At 39.7% G+C, this 15,906-nt stretch carries 18 protein-coding genes; 4 read left to right on the top strand and 14 right to left on the bottom strand.

What is annotated here, in order from left to right; translation table 11 throughout:
• Positions 1–19: 19 nt before the first annotated feature.
• Positions 20–289: a GNAT family N-acetyltransferase gene (locus FEZ08_RS01470; RefSeq protein WP_171014869.1), complete on the bottom strand. Its 270-nt coding sequence runs from the start codon at positions 287–289 to the stop codon at positions 20–22.
• A 78-nt stretch (positions 290–367) separates the two neighbouring features.
• Entirely contained in the window at positions 368–916 is a 549-nt protein-coding gene (gene rbr, locus FEZ08_RS01465) for a rubrerythrin (protein WP_138189921.1), read from the bottom strand.
• Positions 917–1,130: 214 nt separating this feature from the next.
• Here rbr and FEZ08_RS01460 point away from each other — a divergent pair, with 214 nt between their 5' ends.
• On the top strand, positions 1,131–1,556 hold the full coding sequence (locus tag FEZ08_RS01460) for a hypothetical protein (RefSeq protein WP_138189920.1): 426 nt from the start codon (positions 1,131–1,133) through the stop codon (positions 1,554–1,556).
• A 52-nt stretch (positions 1,557–1,608) separates the two neighbouring features.
• On the opposite strand, the gene FEZ08_RS01455 is transcribed toward FEZ08_RS01460, so the two are convergent.
• The 3 genes from FEZ08_RS01455 to gap all read right to left on the bottom strand — a co-directional run bounded on the left by FEZ08_RS01455 (position 1,609) and on the right by gap (position 4,586).
• Positions 1,609–2,424, bottom strand: coding sequence for a class I SAM-dependent methyltransferase (locus FEZ08_RS01455; RefSeq protein WP_138189919.1), 816 nt, complete (start codon positions 2,422–2,424; stop codon positions 1,609–1,611).
• 291 nt (positions 2,425–2,715) lie between these two features.
• Positions 2,716–3,444, bottom strand: coding sequence for a glucosamine-6-phosphate deaminase (locus FEZ08_RS01450; protein ID WP_138189918.1), 729 nt, complete (start codon positions 3,442–3,444; stop codon positions 2,716–2,718).
• A 131-nt stretch (positions 3,445–3,575) separates the two neighbouring features.
• A complete protein-coding gene (gene gap / locus FEZ08_RS01445; RefSeq protein ID WP_138189917.1) occupies positions 3,576–4,586 on the bottom strand; it encodes a type I glyceraldehyde-3-phosphate dehydrogenase in 1,011 nt (336 codons plus the stop codon).
• Between the two features lie 261 nt (positions 4,587–4,847).
• Here gap and clpP point away from each other — a divergent pair, with 261 nt between their 5' ends.
• Both clpP and FEZ08_RS01435 read left to right on the top strand, forming a co-directional pair.
• Positions 4,848–5,420, top strand: a complete 573-nt coding sequence (clpP, locus tag FEZ08_RS01440) for an ATP-dependent Clp endopeptidase proteolytic subunit ClpP (RefSeq protein ID WP_138189916.1) — start codon at positions 4,848–4,850, stop codon at positions 5,418–5,420.
• Between the two features lie 15 nt (positions 5,421–5,435).
• The gene (locus FEZ08_RS01435; protein ID WP_138189915.1) at positions 5,436–6,302 is read left to right on the top strand and encodes a DUF817 domain-containing protein; all 867 of its coding nucleotides are present in this window, start codon (positions 5,436–5,438) and stop codon (positions 6,300–6,302) included.
• 14 nt (positions 6,303–6,316) lie between these two features.
• Here FEZ08_RS01435 and whiA read toward each other — a convergent pair whose 3' ends face one another.
• The 4 genes from whiA to FEZ08_RS01415 all read right to left on the bottom strand — a co-directional run bounded on the left by whiA (position 6,317) and on the right by FEZ08_RS01415 (position 9,679).
• Positions 6,317–7,255 (bottom strand): DNA-binding protein WhiA, encoded by a 939-nt coding sequence (gene whiA / locus FEZ08_RS01430; protein WP_138189914.1) that lies wholly within the window; start codon positions 7,253–7,255, stop codon positions 6,317–6,319.
• 74 nt (positions 7,256–7,329) lie between these two features.
• Entirely contained in the window at positions 7,330–8,307 is a 978-nt protein-coding gene (locus tag FEZ08_RS01425) for a gluconeogenesis factor YvcK family protein (RefSeq protein WP_138189913.1), read from the bottom strand.
• A gap of 18 nt (positions 8,308–8,325) precedes the next feature.
• Positions 8,326–9,216: an RNase adapter RapZ gene (gene rapZ, locus FEZ08_RS01420; RefSeq protein ID WP_138189912.1), complete on the bottom strand. Its 891-nt coding sequence runs from the start codon at positions 9,214–9,216 to the stop codon at positions 8,326–8,328.
• Positions 9,217–9,220: 4 nt separating this feature from the next.
• On the bottom strand, positions 9,221–9,679 hold the full coding sequence (locus FEZ08_RS01415) for an NUDIX hydrolase (RefSeq protein WP_138189911.1): 459 nt from the start codon (positions 9,677–9,679) through the stop codon (positions 9,221–9,223).
• Between the two features lie 133 nt (positions 9,680–9,812).
• Here FEZ08_RS01415 and FEZ08_RS01410 point away from each other — a divergent pair, with 133 nt between their 5' ends.
• Positions 9,813–10,529, top strand: coding sequence for a DUF2238 domain-containing protein (locus FEZ08_RS01410; protein WP_138189910.1), 717 nt, complete (start codon positions 9,813–9,815; stop codon positions 10,527–10,529).
• A gap of 79 nt (positions 10,530–10,608) precedes the next feature.
• Here the strand turns inward: FEZ08_RS01410 and FEZ08_RS01405 are convergent, their stop codons facing one another.
• From FEZ08_RS01405 to ftsH, 5 genes are all read right to left on the bottom strand, one after another.
• Entirely contained in the window at positions 10,609–11,028 is a 420-nt protein-coding gene (locus FEZ08_RS01405; RefSeq protein WP_138189909.1) for a VOC family protein, read from the bottom strand.
• Between the two features lie 63 nt (positions 11,029–11,091).
• Positions 11,092–11,859, bottom strand: a complete 768-nt coding sequence (locus FEZ08_RS01400; protein ID WP_138189908.1) for a helix-turn-helix domain-containing protein — start codon at positions 11,857–11,859, stop codon at positions 11,092–11,094.
• 218 nt (positions 11,860–12,077) lie between these two features.
• Positions 12,078–13,049, bottom strand: a complete 972-nt coding sequence (gene pta / locus FEZ08_RS01395) for a phosphate acetyltransferase (RefSeq protein ID WP_138189907.1) — start codon at positions 13,047–13,049, stop codon at positions 12,078–12,080.
• Between the two features lie 70 nt (positions 13,050–13,119).
• Positions 13,120–13,773: a uracil-DNA glycosylase gene (locus FEZ08_RS01390; protein ID WP_138189906.1), complete on the bottom strand. Its 654-nt coding sequence runs from the start codon at positions 13,771–13,773 to the stop codon at positions 13,120–13,122.
• Positions 13,774–13,859: 86 nt separating this feature from the next.
• Complete coding sequence (gene ftsH, locus FEZ08_RS01385; protein ID WP_277871008.1) at positions 13,860–15,893, bottom strand: ATP-dependent zinc metalloprotease FtsH; 2,034 nt, start codon at positions 15,891–15,893, stop codon at positions 13,860–13,862.
• Positions 15,894–15,906 lie beyond the last annotated feature (13 nt).

The raw sequence follows: 15,906 nt of genomic DNA, 5'->3' as shown, positions 1-15,906 counted from the left end.
TAAAAAAAGTGAAGCCTAATTAATCTGCCTCAAAATCAATTTTATTTTTCTTGAAATAAGCCAGAGCATAAGGACAAACCGCTTTTTTGGTATAACCCTTATTATCCGCAAAGTTAATGAAACTCTTAACCAATAACTCAGCATAGCCACGTTTAGCAAATTCCGGATAGACTTCAGTGTGAGAAACATTTGCATACTTATCATAAATCAAATAATCAATAATTCCGGCTTCCTGGCCATCAATAATCAACTGAATCCGATTCCGCTCATTATTCGCAATCACTATCATTACAAACCACCTCATTTTCTATTATACCATCTTTTGGAGAAAAACCAGCTGAGCCCTGGCGCAGCTGGTTTTGTTCTTCTAACCTTCGTAATTATCCGCTTGGCGTTCAAAGTAAGCACGCGGATGACTGCATACCGGACATACTGCCGGAGCAGTCGGTCCAACATGAACATGACCGCAGTTACGGCAAACCCAAACAGTTTCACCGTCAGTGCTTTTGAACACTAAATCATCTTCAACTTGTTTCAAAAGTTTCAAGTAACGATCTTCATGTGTTTTTTCAACCGCAGCAACACCATCAAAGAGCCGGGCAATATCATTAAACCCTTCCTCACGAGCAACTCGGGCAAACTCAACATACATATCTGTATGTTCATAATGTTCACCATCAATACAATCTTGCAAGTTAGCCTGAGTATCAGGCATACTGCCATCATGCAATAACTTGAACCACATTTTAGCATGTTCTTTCTCATTATGAGAAGTCTCATCAAAAATTGCGGCGATTTGTTCATAACCGTCTTTTTTTGCCTGTGACGCAAAGAACTCATATTTAGTATGCGCCTGTGCTTCTCCGGCAAATGCCGCCAATAAATTTTTTTCTGTTTTAGAACCTTGTAAAGCCATAATCAATTACCTCCTAAAATACTTGCTGTAGCATAGCAGGCTGTATAAATAATAGGTTGTTATAATCCATGCGAAGCAACTCAAGCAGTCTGCCTCTACAACTATAATTATAGACCTATTTTTCACTTTTGTCGTGCTATTTGTTCAAAATTTCTAGACTTCTTCTTAATTCCTCTTTATAATTGCTTATATACTAAAAAATGCGAGGTACCAAATGCCATCAATTAAACTGATTCGTTCCGATAACACTTTACTATATCGTTTGCTTAGCAACAAAACTAATGACTTTATCAATCCATGCGAAATATATATTGACCAAGAATACGTAGACACTCTGCTTCCCGGCGAATCAAGCACCATCCAACTTGGGGCTGGAACGCATGAAGTCAAAGTCGTATCAGGATTCAAAAGTCACACTACAACAAAAAGTATTTCAAACGAAAATGAAAATCAGTACATTAATATTGAACATAGCTTTACCTACGACATGCTTGCTAAAATTTTACTCCTTATTTTTACTCTGCTGTGCTTATTCATAACAATCCAATTACAAAACTTTCTTTTACTATTTATTCCAATCGCCATTTATTTATTACTATATTTCACCTTTCTGCGATTTCGAATTTTATATATTGGATAAAGAACAAAAACGGCGGAGCTCCTCAGTGGCTCCGCCGTTTTTAAGATTTCTCCTAAAGCTTCTCAGCAACTACGCAAATTGTCTCGCTGAGTTCAGTATATGGGCTACCACTTATATCATCATAAAATTGAAGCGTCGCAAATCCGGCAGCCCCAAGCATTGGTTCCAGTTCACTTTGTGTAAATGCCATATTCCACAGATTGTAGCAGGCTAGTTTATCCTCAGTCAGTACCAAATACTGTTCCAAATAAACTGATTCCGCTGTATACTGCAAATCTCGCTTGATGCAAATATACGGCTCCGGGCGCCAGTAGCCGCTTTCCATGTATTCGATGGTAGTTTGTTCAACTGTTTCTGCATATTTCACCGGCGAAAATACATCAAAGATGAACTTTCCGCCGGGTTTTAATGCTCGATATATTCTTTGTAAGAGGTTTTGCTGTGACTCTGGCGGTAACACAGCAAAATCACAATAAATGAGGGTAATAATATCAAACTCGCCAACATACTCAAGATCCAAATAATTTTGATAGAAGTAATCAATAGTCGGATTTTGTTTTTTAGCATAAGCAATTGAACGTGCCGAAAAATCTATGCCAGTTACTGCGAAGCCATATTCAGCGAATATGGTCGCGTAGATACCTGGACCGCAGCCAAGATCAAGCAGCCGCGAATTGTCGGCTAGTCCGGCAATCCATCGTGCTGACTTTTCTACAAAGGCATGCGATCTTGTTGCTCCATCAGCATCAGGATTCAAATGTGCTTTCAGCATTTGCGCCGAGATGTATTCATCATCCCAAAATTTTTCGGTACTTGGTGCATATGTTTGCGGCCGTGTTGCCATATATTTTAATAATTGTTTATTCATTAGTTTAAACTCCTTCACTTTTTATTGACGATATGAAAAAAGCGCTGTGGACCAACTCCACAGCGCTTTTCAGCTTTTTGATAAAGGTGGAGTTGGCAGATAAATCAGACTGACACAAAACGAACTACATTTGTAGCTTCATTTTGTTTTCAATTTTGATTTATTCTACTACTCCAAGCATACTTATAATCATGATTGTTGATTATCAAGTGTGTCGGATGACTTCACCTCAATTATTTTTCATATCGTCACTTTTATTATACCTGCTATCTTTCAGGTAAACAAGTTTGTTTACAGTAAGTCCTGTATTTCTGCCGCTGCTGCCTCATCTAAAAGAATGGTGATATTCGGGTGGGTTTGCAATAATGATGATGGCACATCATTCGTTACCGGACCAAAGAATGCTTGGCGAATAATTGCCGCTTTTTTAGCTCCGGTTGCGAACAATAGGATGCGTTTACTCTGCATCACACTTGCCGGTCCCATAGTTACATAGTAATCCGGACACTTGCTGGCATCGCCACCAACTTCCTCAATTAAGATGTCGCGCATGCCAGGTGTTGCATCAACGCTTACTTGACTGGTCATATTTTCAAACTTAGTTGTTCCAGGCAGGTTGCCGCAATAATGGCCATCAGCACCAATACCCAACAAAATTAGATCTAAGCCACCATCGTCCTTAATTCGCTCATCTTGTTGTAAATAATTATTCTCATCCAAAACATGAATCTGTTCTGCTGAAATTGCTGCCGGACTAAAATAGAGTTTATCCAAATTGCCCATGGTAACACCATAACCATTCTCGCCAATTACCGGAATCTCATCAAAGTTATAGTAATGCACATTAGTCAGGTAATCTTTTCCTTTTACATCTTCAACCAAATACTCATACATTTTTACCGGTGTGCTTCCCGCAGTAATTGCCAGATTTACCCGGCGATCACGATACATCTCACCAAGCAAAATATTTGCTGCTACCCGGCTCATCGATGCATAATCCTTCTCGATAATAAACTTCATTGTGCTCACTCCTTTTATATAAGTTTATAATAGCACAAATATTTTATTGCCAGTTTTCTGTTTCAGGAAAAATTTTTTGGAAAAGAAAAAAAGCACGGCTCCTGAGGAACCGCGCTTTTCAATTTCTTCAATTATTTTAAGTGTTCAGCAAAGTATTTTACTGTACGAACTAATTGAGCAGTATATGACATTTCGTTATCATACCAAGAAACTGTTTTAACTAATTGTTTTCCGTCAACATCGATAACACGAGTTTGTGTTGCATCGAATAATGATCCGTATTGGCATCCGATTACATCGCTTGATACGATTTCATCTTCAGTGTATCCGAATGATTCGTTAGATGCTGCTTTCATAGCTGCATTAATTTCTTCAACAGTTACGTTTTTGTTCAATACAGTTGTTAACTCAGTTAATGATCCAGTGATTACTGGTACACGTTGAGCTCCACCATCTAATTTTCCTTTTAATGAAGGAATTACTAAACCGATTGCTTTAGCAGCTCCAGTTGAGTTAGGAACGATGTTCGCAGCTGCTGCACGAGCACGACGAAGATCTCCTTTAGGGTGTGGTGCATCTAATGTGCTTTGGTCATTTGTATAAGCATGAACTGTAGTCATCAACCCGTGGCTGATTCCATAGTTATCTTCTAATACTTTAGCCATTGGCGCTAAACAGTTAGTAGTACATGAAGCACCTGAAATAACTGTTTCAGTTCCGTCTAAAATGTCATGGTTAACGTTGAATACAACAGTTTTTAAATCTCCGGTAGCTGGTGCTGAAACAACAACGCGTTTAGCTCCTGCTTGGATATGTAATTCTGCTTTATCTTTCGCAGTGAAGAATCCAGTACATTCTAATACTACATCTACATTTAAATCTTTCCATGGAAGATCTGCTGGGTTTTTCTCAGCGTAGATTTTGATTGTGTTGCCATCTACAGTGATTGAATCATCACCATTAGTGATTGCATCTGCTTTGTATGATCCTTGAGCTGAATCATATTTTAATAAGTGCGCTAACATTTTTGGCGCAGTTAAATCGTTAATTGCTACGATTTCAAATTCTGGGCGTCCGTACATTAAACGAAACGCAAGACGTCCGATACGTCCGAATCCATTAATTGCTACTTTTACTGCCATAGGTAATTCCTCCTAAATTTTGGGTTGTATAGGTCAAACCCTATCGTATTAATAATACCACTTTTAGCCAGCCGTAGCAATAAATAACCTTTTAAAAATGCGGATATTTGCTGTTATATCATAAGAGAGCGTTTTCATAAATGAAATAATTCACTTATTTCGTTTATCATAATTTTTTTCAAAACAATCAAATAGCATCTTTTGCCGTTCACTGCAACTTTTGTTATAATAGATAAGAATCAAACAAGGAGGAATCTACTTATGCCTTTAATACCTTATGTAATTGAACAAACCGGAGCCGGTGAACGCTCATATGATATCTACTCACGGCTATTAAAAGACCGGATTATTATGCTTACCGGAGAAATCACGGATGAATCAGCTAATGCGGTCATTGCGCAACTGCTCTTTTTAGCATCAGATGACGCTCAAAAGGATATCTCGATTTATATTAATTCACCAGGTGGCAGTATCAGCGCCGGTCTGGCAATTTTTGACACAATGAATTTTATCAAACCTGATGTATCAACTATCTGTGTCGGTATGGCAGCCAGTATGGCTTCATTCCTTTTGGCAGCAGGTGCCAAAGGTAAACGCCTGGCGTTGCCGAATTCAGAAGTCATGATTCACCAACCACTTGGTGGCGCAAGCGGACAAACCAGCGATGTTCAAATTGCTGCTAAGCGCTTAATTGAAACGCGCGAGAAAATGAATAAATTACTGGCTAAATTGACTGGACAAACTGTAAAAACAATTAGCCGCGACACGGACCGCGATAATTGGTTTGATGCCAAAGAAGCTATTGCTTATGGATTAATTGATAAAATAATCTAACCCAAAGGAGTGTCTATGCGAAGGAAACTAAAAACCTTAACATTCAGCTTTATTGATTTTGGTCTTAAAGAAGCGCTTGCCTGTCTATTTCCGGCTTTAATTTTAGGCGGATTAATGGTAAGCAACATCTTGCAAATACCCTATCGCTATGATTGGCTATTTGCCTATGCTTTAATCATTCAAATTTGTTTCTACTTATTTGGTTTAGAAACAATCAATGAAATCAAAGTTATCTGCCTGTTCCACTTATTGGGACTGGCAATGGAAATATTCAAAGTCAGCCACGGCATTTGGTCTTATCCCGACCCATCATTCTTACGAATTATGGGTGTGCCGCTTTATAGCGGCTTTATGTATGCCGCTGTTGCCAGCTACATGATGCAATCATGGAAACTGCTTAAGCTGCGAGTTGAAAACTGGCCGAAAACTTGGATTGCCATTACTTTAGCAGCCATCATTTACATGAACTTCTTTACTAACATGTGGTTCTATGATATTCGCTACTGGATTCTTTTGGCACTGCCAATAATCTTCTTACGCAGCAAAATATATTTCACTGTTTATAATCGTGAATATCGTATGCCGGTTATAGCCTCGTTTGGACTTATTGCCATCTTCATCTGGATTGCTGAAAACTTCGGCACCTTCTTCAATGCCTGGCAATATAACACTCAGGCCAGTGGTTGGCACATGGTTAACCCAAGCATCTATGTTTCATGGATTCTGCTCGTCATATTAAGTATGGTTATAGTCATAACCTTCAAACTTGAACGCAAAAAATCATTGAAACATCTTTATACACAAAACCCAATCGAAAGCACAGCTGAACTCCTCGACATCATCGAAGAGCAAACTAAAAAAAGAAAAACCGAAAGCTCATAAAGCTTTCGGTTTTTTTATTTTGTACTCGAACGAATATTATCCGCTAATGTCGCAATCGCACGCATATTATGATTAATGCCGGACTTACTGATGGAAATCCTTGCCTCATTCATAATCTCGGCAAGTTCCGCCAATGTCGCATCCGGATTTGCCAAACGAAAATGTGCCACCTGCTGCGCTTTGGAACCCAGAACTTCAAAACCAAGCTCATCGCGAATCAGCTCAATATTAGCAATCTGCTGCTCCGTTGCCCGAATCGATTTCTGCTCATTAGCAATCTCGCAATTAGAAATCCGGTTAATAGCATTCCGCATATCCCGGGTAATCCGCATATCCTCAAAAGCAAACAACGCATTCGTCGCACCAATCAAACCAATGAAATCGGTAATCTTCTCCGCTTCTTTAATGTACGTAATTGAACCGCGCTTGCGATCCGTCACCTTAGTGTTTAATTCAAAGCTATTCATCACATCCATCAAATCTTCGGCATGTTCACGACTTTGGGAGAAAATCTCTAAATGATACCGCGAGACTCGCGGATCATTTACTGACCCTGAAGCTAAAAAAGCACCACGCAAATAACCAATCTTATCATTCGTTGAAGCAATTAAACGCTCATCGATTCGCAACTCAAACCCATCCTCACCAAGCATATGGATATCAGTCAAAATCTCCTTCGCCTTCTCCACCCGAATAATGTACACATTATTCTTCTTCAGCTTGGTCTTGCGACGCACCATAATTTCAGTATGCACCGCATATAACTTCTTGAGCAAAACATAAATTCGCCGCGAAGTCGCTGCACTTTCAGTCTGGATAGCTACACCCATACCCATATTGGTAAAAATAATTCGGCCGCACAAACGAATTAAAGCTGCCAGCTCGCTATGGAGTTGCTGCTCTTCTTCAACATTAATCAATTCTTCTTTAACCAAGGTCGTAAATGTTGGCATTCGTTGCCGCCTCCTTCTTACTCAAATTTTAGCGGAGGCGTGGTCCCCTTAGAAGACCGCACCTCCGCCAGTTTTTACAATCGGTCCAGAGCAATCGCATACACGCTTGCTGCTGTTTTAATTGAATCATGACGAACAGTATTATCACTCAGGTCAACAACCCGCGATAATATAACTTGCACGCCAAGTTCTTCTTCAAGTCGCTCAATATCATTCTCAACCGGAATTGCATTTTCTTCGGCATATGAAAGTAAAAATTTCTGTGGAATCGCTTCATCGTTAACAATAATCTTATTAACCGATGTCACACCATGATCAATAATTGCCTGCAAATGATCGGCCGCCGTATAATTATCAGTTTCCCCGGCTTCAGTCATAATATTAGCAATATAGACAACGTCAGCAACAAGATTATTATTGACTGCTGCTGCAATTTCTGGAAATAAAATATTCGGAATAACACTGGTGTACAAACTACCTGGCCCAAGAATAACAACATCCGCCTCTAAAATCGCTTCAATTGCCTCTGGAACCGCTTCGGTATCACCTTGATAAAAGACACGCTTAATCGGCGAACCCTTGGTTGCCAAAGTTGATTCGCCCTGCACAAAAGTACCATCCTCAAGCTCAGCATGCAAAACATTTGCCGCCGGAGATGCCGGATACACCCGCCCCTTAATATTCAGTACATCACCAATATTTTCAATTGCCTGCACAAAATCACCGTCTGTCAGTGCCGTCATTGCCGCCAGCAACAAGTTACCGACTGGATGACCATCAAGATAGTTCTCACCACGGTCACTCGAAAAACGGAACTGCAATAAATCATTAAACAATGTTTCTGAGCCACTTAATGCAACAAGCACATTGCGGATATCACCTGGTGGCGGGATTCTAAAATCCTCACGCAACACCCCAGAACTGCCGCCGTCATCAGCAACAGTAACAATCGCCGTAATATCAACCGGAAAATGCTTAAGTCCACGCAATAATGTCGACAGCCCGGTACCGCCGCCAATAGCAACAACTTTTGGATATTCAACTGGTAGCATAGGTTCACAACTCCTCAACTATTCTGAACTTAATATACGTCTATTGGTATCTGCATCGCGATGACTTGAATATGTATGATATTCGCGATCAAAGTGATTTTTTAAATACTCCGCGATTGCCACCGAACGGTGCTGACCGCCGGTGCAACCCACAGCAATTACTACCTGCTTGCGTCCCTCAATTTGATATTGCGGTAACAAATAGGTTAAAAACTGTTGCAGATTCTCAGTAAAAACTTGAGTTTCGGTATTTCCGAAAACAAAATCAATAACCTCTTGATCGAGCCCGGTTTTCAACCGCAGCTCTTCAACATAAAACGGATTGGGCAAGAAACGAACATCAACCATAAAGTCAGCATCTTGGGGAATCCCATGTTTAAAGCCAAAAGAAACAAAGTTGACTACATAATTACCATCTTGCCGCTCATCAAACAATGAACTTACTTTTTGCTTTAACTGTTTTGCTTTTAATAACGATGTATCAATAATAATATCTGCCATATCACGCAATGGCGCATTGAACTCCCGCTCGCGACTGATTGCTTTTACTAATGAAATACCTTTCGATGCAAGCGGATGCTTGCGCCGCGTTTCCTTATACCGCGCAATCAACACCTGATCATTTGCATCTAAAAATAAAATCTGCAAAGTAACCCGCGGAATTGCCTTTACCTTCTCAATAGCTTCAATAACTGAAGCTACCGGAAAATGCTGAAAGTCCATGACAAAAGCAATATCCTGAAATTTCGATTGCTCTTTTAAAAGTTCAGCAATCGTCGGAATAATATCCGGCGGCATATTATCCATGCACACAAACCCAAGATCTTCAAGGGTTTGCTCAGAAACCGTCTTACCGGCACCACTCATCCCGCAAACGAACAATATATTAAGATTGTCGGTTTCATTCATAGGCTCATTCAGCTCCTTCAAGTTTGTACTCCTTTAAATTATAGTCTGCATCGTATTGGAAACGAGCAATCTCAACAAAGTTGTTGTTACCCAGAATATGTTCGATAATAAAATGATCGCCTTGCGGCATTCTTAAATCATGAATTGTGTCAATATCTTGCCAAGCAAGTACTCCCTCATGATTCTCATCTAATTGTTCACCACTTGCTTCGGTAACAAAAAAAGAAAATAGCAACATATCTTTATGCTCATTCTCATCCAAAACCTCAATTGTTGAAACACAACATAACTGCATATGTTTAGCAGTCAGTCCGGTCTCCTCCCAAAATTCACGGCGGGCAGTATCAAGGATATCTTCACCAGTAATTGCCTTGCCTCCGGGAGCAACCCACCAATCACGTGAATGCTTATGAAGCATCAACAACTGGTTTCCCTTTTTATAGTATACATGAGCTACCCGCATATCTGTATTTCCCTCATTTCACTATTCATTGTATCACAAATCACCCTGACTATACAGACCAAGACTCTATAATACTTTATTATTCCCATGATATCTTATATAATAAAGAAACATATCAAAAAGGAGATTATCCATGAAAAAGTTAAATTGGCGCAGAGGACTCACCATCTTTGTTTTCCTCTCATTAATCCTCGCCCTCGTATTTACCTCTATACAATTATATCAAGCTTCCACAGGTGCGGTTTCACCAGGAGATAAAACCGCAGCAGACTATCGGCTCATGATATTCCAATGTCTGCTGGGAATCATCGTCATGTTCCTGCCATCACTTCTCAGCAAGCAACTTAAAATCACTATCCCTGGCAACATGTACCTGATATTTGTTATTTTCCTGTATTGCTCAATCTACCTTGGCGAAGTCCGCAGCTTCTACTATCTGATTCCTCACTGGGACACCATTCTTCACACCTTTAGCGGTGCTATGCTTGGTGCTCTCGGTTTCTCCCTGGTTAGTATCCTCAATAACGACGAGCACTCGCACATGAAACTCAGCCCGCTCTTCGTTGCCATCTTCGCCTGCTGTTTTGCGGTCACCCTTGGTGTCCTCTGGGAAATCTACGAATTCGCCGCCGACAGTTTGCTCGGCCTTAATATGCAGAAAACGCTGCTTGAAAACGGCACTCCGCTAATGGGCAAAGCTGCAGTTGCCGACACTATGGAAGACCTCATCGTTGACTTTCTCGGCGCCTTCGTCATGGCCCTTATTGGCTACTTCTCAATGAAACACGGAAAAAGCTGGCTGAAGAAAATATCTTTAAAGCGTCATGAACAAAAAACAAGCAACGACTAATCTCGTTGCTTGTTTTCTTTTTGCCAATCCGAAAATAAACTTTCTCATATATCATAGGCTGTTAAAATTATATTTTACTCTACTTTTGAGCATTCAATTCCCAAATAATTCCAAATTTATCTTCGATTTTAGCATAAAATGAATTCCAAAAAGTCTCTTCAAGTTTTGTAATACTCTGAGCACCTGTTGCTAACATTCTTTCTTCCAATAGTTTTATATCAGTATCCTTCTCAATCTCTAGCCAAATACTTATCTGTGCATCCGCTGAACAACGTTCTTTACTTTTCTTTTCAAGAAAATCATTTGCAAGAAGAATACTTTCTCCAAGTTTAAAACTGGCATAAGCAATACAATCTTTACGGCTCTCATCTTCCATGTACTCAACATCTTCAAATGTAGCTTTTTCTAAAATTTCAGCTCCAAAGATATCAACATAATAGTTCAGGGCATCGTTACACTCATCATAAAAGTATAGATAAGGAGTTCCTGTTTTAATCATATATTCACCTCCATTTTGTAATCTTAAGACTATTCTATCATTTTATAATCAAATAATATTATTCTAGATTGTGTTCTTTAAACGGGAGATTAAAAGTTTCCCCACATTAACTAGTATTGGTGGATCTTCTGGTATTGGTTCTCTCAGTTTAATCGTATAAGTTTTGCCAGAACAGTTTGGAAAAGATAATCGTTCCTCTTCTTTCCCCCTTAAACTACTGCCTAGGTTAAAGTAAGATAGAATGTTATTGGAACGGCTTATAGCACAAGATAATAAATAATAGTCTCCATTCGGAATATTTTTCAATTTATTTCCTGTTAAGTTCTTAGTAGCTAATCCGGATATAGGTATATGATTTGGTATAAGTGTGCGAAAAAGACCAATAAATATTACCCCTTTTTCAAATTCATCAGGTACTTCAATATTTACTGTACAAAAAGAATTATTTTCTTCTTCAAAGTACTCTACCGATTTGTCATCAGCTTCAAAATTTTTAACACCATAAAAAATTTCGCTCATTCCACTTTTGTATTCTCTCGGAGAACTACCCGTATACTTCTTAAAAGTATTGGTAAAACTACCGCTGCTTTCAAAACCGGAATATCCTTGTAAATCAATTATTCTTTTTTCTTCATCAAGTTCAATAATCGCTTTTTCGACTTTTAAACTTGAGAGGAATTCAACAACACTGAATCCATTTACTTCTTTAAATTTACGACTAAAATGATGTTTATCATAACCAAAGTGATCCGCAATTTCTTCGCTGGTCATTTTTCTATCAACAGCTTCTTCTGAAATAAAAGAAAGAATTTCAGGCATCTTGCTTTTCATCCTCCGCCTCCTCTGCGCATTATTTTTTTACAAAATGTATCAATACATCAATTGTAACATAATTTATGATAAGATAAAGCAAGTCGAGGATATCAGTTTTTAAAATATCTTTAAAACGCAGTGAACAAAAAAAGCACCGATTAACTTTGGTGCTCTTTTCTCATTTATTCCGACTCAATAGAAACACCCGGACGGAAACCGCCCGGATGTTTTCTCATCTACCGCACTTGTGCCGCAGTAATAATTGCTAACTTATAAACATCTTCTTCGTTACATCCACGACTTAAGTCGTTGATTGGTGCATTCAATCCTAAAAGGATTGGACCGATTGCTTCGTAACCACCAAGGCGTTGAGCAATCTTGTAACCAATATTTCCAGCTTCAAGTGAAGGGAAAATCAGGATATTCGCTTGTCCGGCAACATCTGAACCAGGCGCTTTTTGAATGCCGACACTTGGAACAATGGCAGCGTCAAATTGCAATTCGCCATCGACGATTAAGTCCGGACGGCGCTCATTGAGGATTTTCACAGCTTCTTGCACTTTATCAACTTCCGGTCCAGATGCTGAACCTTTGGTTGAGAAGCTTAAGAGTCCGATTTTCGGATCTGTTAAGCCGAATTTTGCTGCGGCTGATTCACAACCAATTGCAATATCTGCTAAATCTTCTGCATCCGGTGCAACATTGATTGCACAGTCACCGAAGATATACGCTTGTTCATCTTTATGCATATAGAACATACTTGATACCTTGTTAACATCAGCTTTAGTTTTAACAATTTGCAAAGCCGGGCGAACAGTATCAGCTGTTGAATATAATGCACCGCCGACTAAACCATCAGCTTCACCCATTTTAACTAACATTGTGCCAAAATAATTAGTAGCTTTTAGGGTTTCAACCGCTTGTTCGCGAGTTGCTTTCCCCTTACGTAATTCAACAAATAAATCAACCATCTTGTCAAAATCAGCGTATGTTGCCGGATCAATAACTGTTAATCCTGAGCAATCCATATTAATTTGTGACATAACTGTTTCAACCATTTCTTTGTTCCCTAACAAAATTGGCTCAATTAATTGTTCTTTACTCAAACGTTTAGCGGCGTTCAGAATTCTGATATCGGTGCCTTCAGGAAATACAATACGAATTCCCTTTCCTTTAATTTCTGGAATCATTCCATCAAATATTGACATAACTCTTGCTCCTTTATTGTGAAATTTTATCCGGCGATTTTTTCACCTACGTACATAACAATACCACGATTTAACCCCATTGTATAGGCGTTTTTTGTGCAGCTGTCAAAAACTGGTTCACCTTGCTATATGGTTTACTGCCAAAAAATCCTTTATCAGCAGACAACGGACTTGGATGTACCCCTTGAATAATCTTATGTTTCGGATTAGTTATCAGTGCCGTTTTACGCCGTGCATCATTTCCCCAGAGCACAAAAATAATCTGCTCATCACGTTCATTAAGCAAGCGAATAACCTTATCGGTAAACTGCTCCCAGCCATGTCCTCGATGTGAAGCCGCCTGTCCAGCACGAACAGTCAACACGGTATTAAGCAACAGCACGCCTTGCTCTGCCCAATCGGTAAGATTAGCATTCTCGCGGTGAATCCCTAAATCACTCTCCAACTCAATAAACATATTCCTGAGCGAAGGCGGAAACTTAGCCAATGGTGAGGCAATCGAAAAACTCAAACCATGTGCCTGATGCGGTCCATGATAGGGATCCTGCCCGAGAATAACTACGTTTACTTCATCATAATCAACCAAATCAAAAGCATGAAAAATTTGCTCCTTGGGCGGATAAATAACCCTGCTGCGATATTCTTGCTTCACAAATTCCCAAAGCCCCTTAAAATATTCCTGCTCTTTCTCTGCTCTTAAAAGCGCTTGCCACTTAGATTTCATCTTCCATCCTCATTTCGTTCCTACATACCCACATTTTATCACAAATAGAAAAGAGCTGTAAGCTAAACTTACAGCTCTTTATTTTTTTACTCAGTATCTTCCGGATTATCAAAACTTGCATCCGCTATAACTTTTTCTTCTTTTTCCTCAGTTTTATTATCTTCAACTTTAGAATCAGATTCTTTAGTCTCAACCGTACTTGACGTTGTATCTTCTGTTGCAGTTGATTTGTCAGCTGGTTTTGTTGTTCCGTGATCCTCAATATTTTTAATTTCTTCGTATGTTAATGTTTCTTGTTCTACCAATGCCTCAGCAATGTTATGTAACAACTGAATGTTTTCTTGAACTATTTCATGAGCACGCTGGTAGCAGCCGTCAACAATTTTACGAACTTCATTATCAATATCTTGAGCAATTTTCTCTGAAAAGTTTTGTTCTTTCCCGAAATCACGACCTAAGAATACTGAACCTTGACGACGTTCAAACTGAATTGGTCCTAAATCACTCATACCATACTCAGTAACCATTGCACGTGCAATTGCGGTCACACTCTGAATATCTGAATACGCACCGCTGGTAATATCACCAAAGATAATCTCTTCAGCAACTCGCCCGCCTAAGTAACCAGTAATTTGGTCAAGCAATTGTTTTTTAGTTTGTAAGAAGGTTTCTTCTTTTGGCATCATCAAGTTATATCCACCCGCTTGTCCACGTGGAATAATCGTAACCTTTTGAACCACAGAGGCATCATCAAGTTTTAAACCAATAACTGCATGTCCGGCTTCATGGTAAGCCACAACCCGTTTTTCATGCTCATTGTATTTCTTACTTGTTTTTGCCGGTCCCATCATAACTCGGTCAATTGCTTCATCCAAGTCATGTTCGTAAATAACTTCACGGTCTTCACGCGCTGCCAATAAGGCTGCTTCATTCAGAACACTTTCCAGTTCAGCACCGCTGAATCCTGGTGTACGGCGTGCAATCGCTTCTAAATCAGCATCAGGTGCCAATTGTTTGTTACGTGCATGCACTTCAAGAATTGCTTTACGACCTTTAACATCAGGAATATTTACTGTAACTTGACGGTCGAAACGTCCTGGACGCAATAATGCTGGATCCAGTACATCAGGACGGTTAGTTGCAGCAATAATTAAGATTCCTGCGTTTTGATCAAACCCATCCATCTCAACCAAAATTTGGTTTAATGTTTGCTCACGTTCGTCATTACCGCCGCCGACTCCGGCACCACGTTGACGCCCGATAGCATCAATTTCATCAATAAAGATAATTGCTGGTGCAGTTTTCTTAGCAGTCGCGAACATATCACGAACCCGGCTCGCTCCGACCCCAACATAAAGTTCAAGGAAATCAGAACCACTTACGGTATAGAAAGGTACTCCCGCTTCCCCGGCAGTCGCTCGGGCAAGTAAAGTTTTACCAGTACCTGGAGGCCCAACGAGTAATAACCCTCGTGGAATCCGGGCACCGATTCTTTGATATTTCTTAGGATTTCTCAAGAAATCAATAACTTCTTGTAACTCCTGCTTCTCTTCTTCATAAGAGGCCACGTCAGCATAACGAACGGTTCCGCCCGGTTGCAAACGCGCTTTACTTTTTGCCACAGTTTGTCCCTGACCGCTGCTCATACTTTTAAAGATAAAGTAAATTGCTCCGACCATAATAACCATTGGTAAAACACTTAAAATAATATCAATAAAGTTAATTCCGGTATTATCCACAAATGTATATGATGAATACTTGCCAACATTATCTTGTAATAACTGATAGAACACTTGCGAAGAAGGACCTTGGACTGTATAAGACTTAGTCTGTTCAGTCAACGCAGCAACACCGGTTGCCGGTTCTGCATTCTCACCCTTAATAGTATAATTAATAGTTACACCATTTGTTGTATCTTGAGTTACTTTTATATCCTCAACTTTGCTGTCATTTAAAGCTGTCACAAATGTTGAGTAAGTTGGCGGCTTCTCAGCACTAGTGCCGAGGCCTCCCGATGTGAAATATAACGAAGCAGCAATTGCTCCGACAATAATAATTGCAGTTATGACATACCAGGTCATTCCACTCCCTGGTCTGTTCACTCTTGGTTGTTGCGCCATGGATCTCTTTCCT

The organism is Culicoidibacter larvae, assembly GCF_005771635.1.
Taxonomy (GTDB): Bacteria; Bacillota_I; Bacilli_A; order Culicoidibacterales; family Culicoidibacteraceae; genus Culicoidibacter; species Culicoidibacter larvae.
Note: the sequence above shows the minus strand (reverse complement) of the source record. Positions and strands in the feature narration are given on the sequence as shown.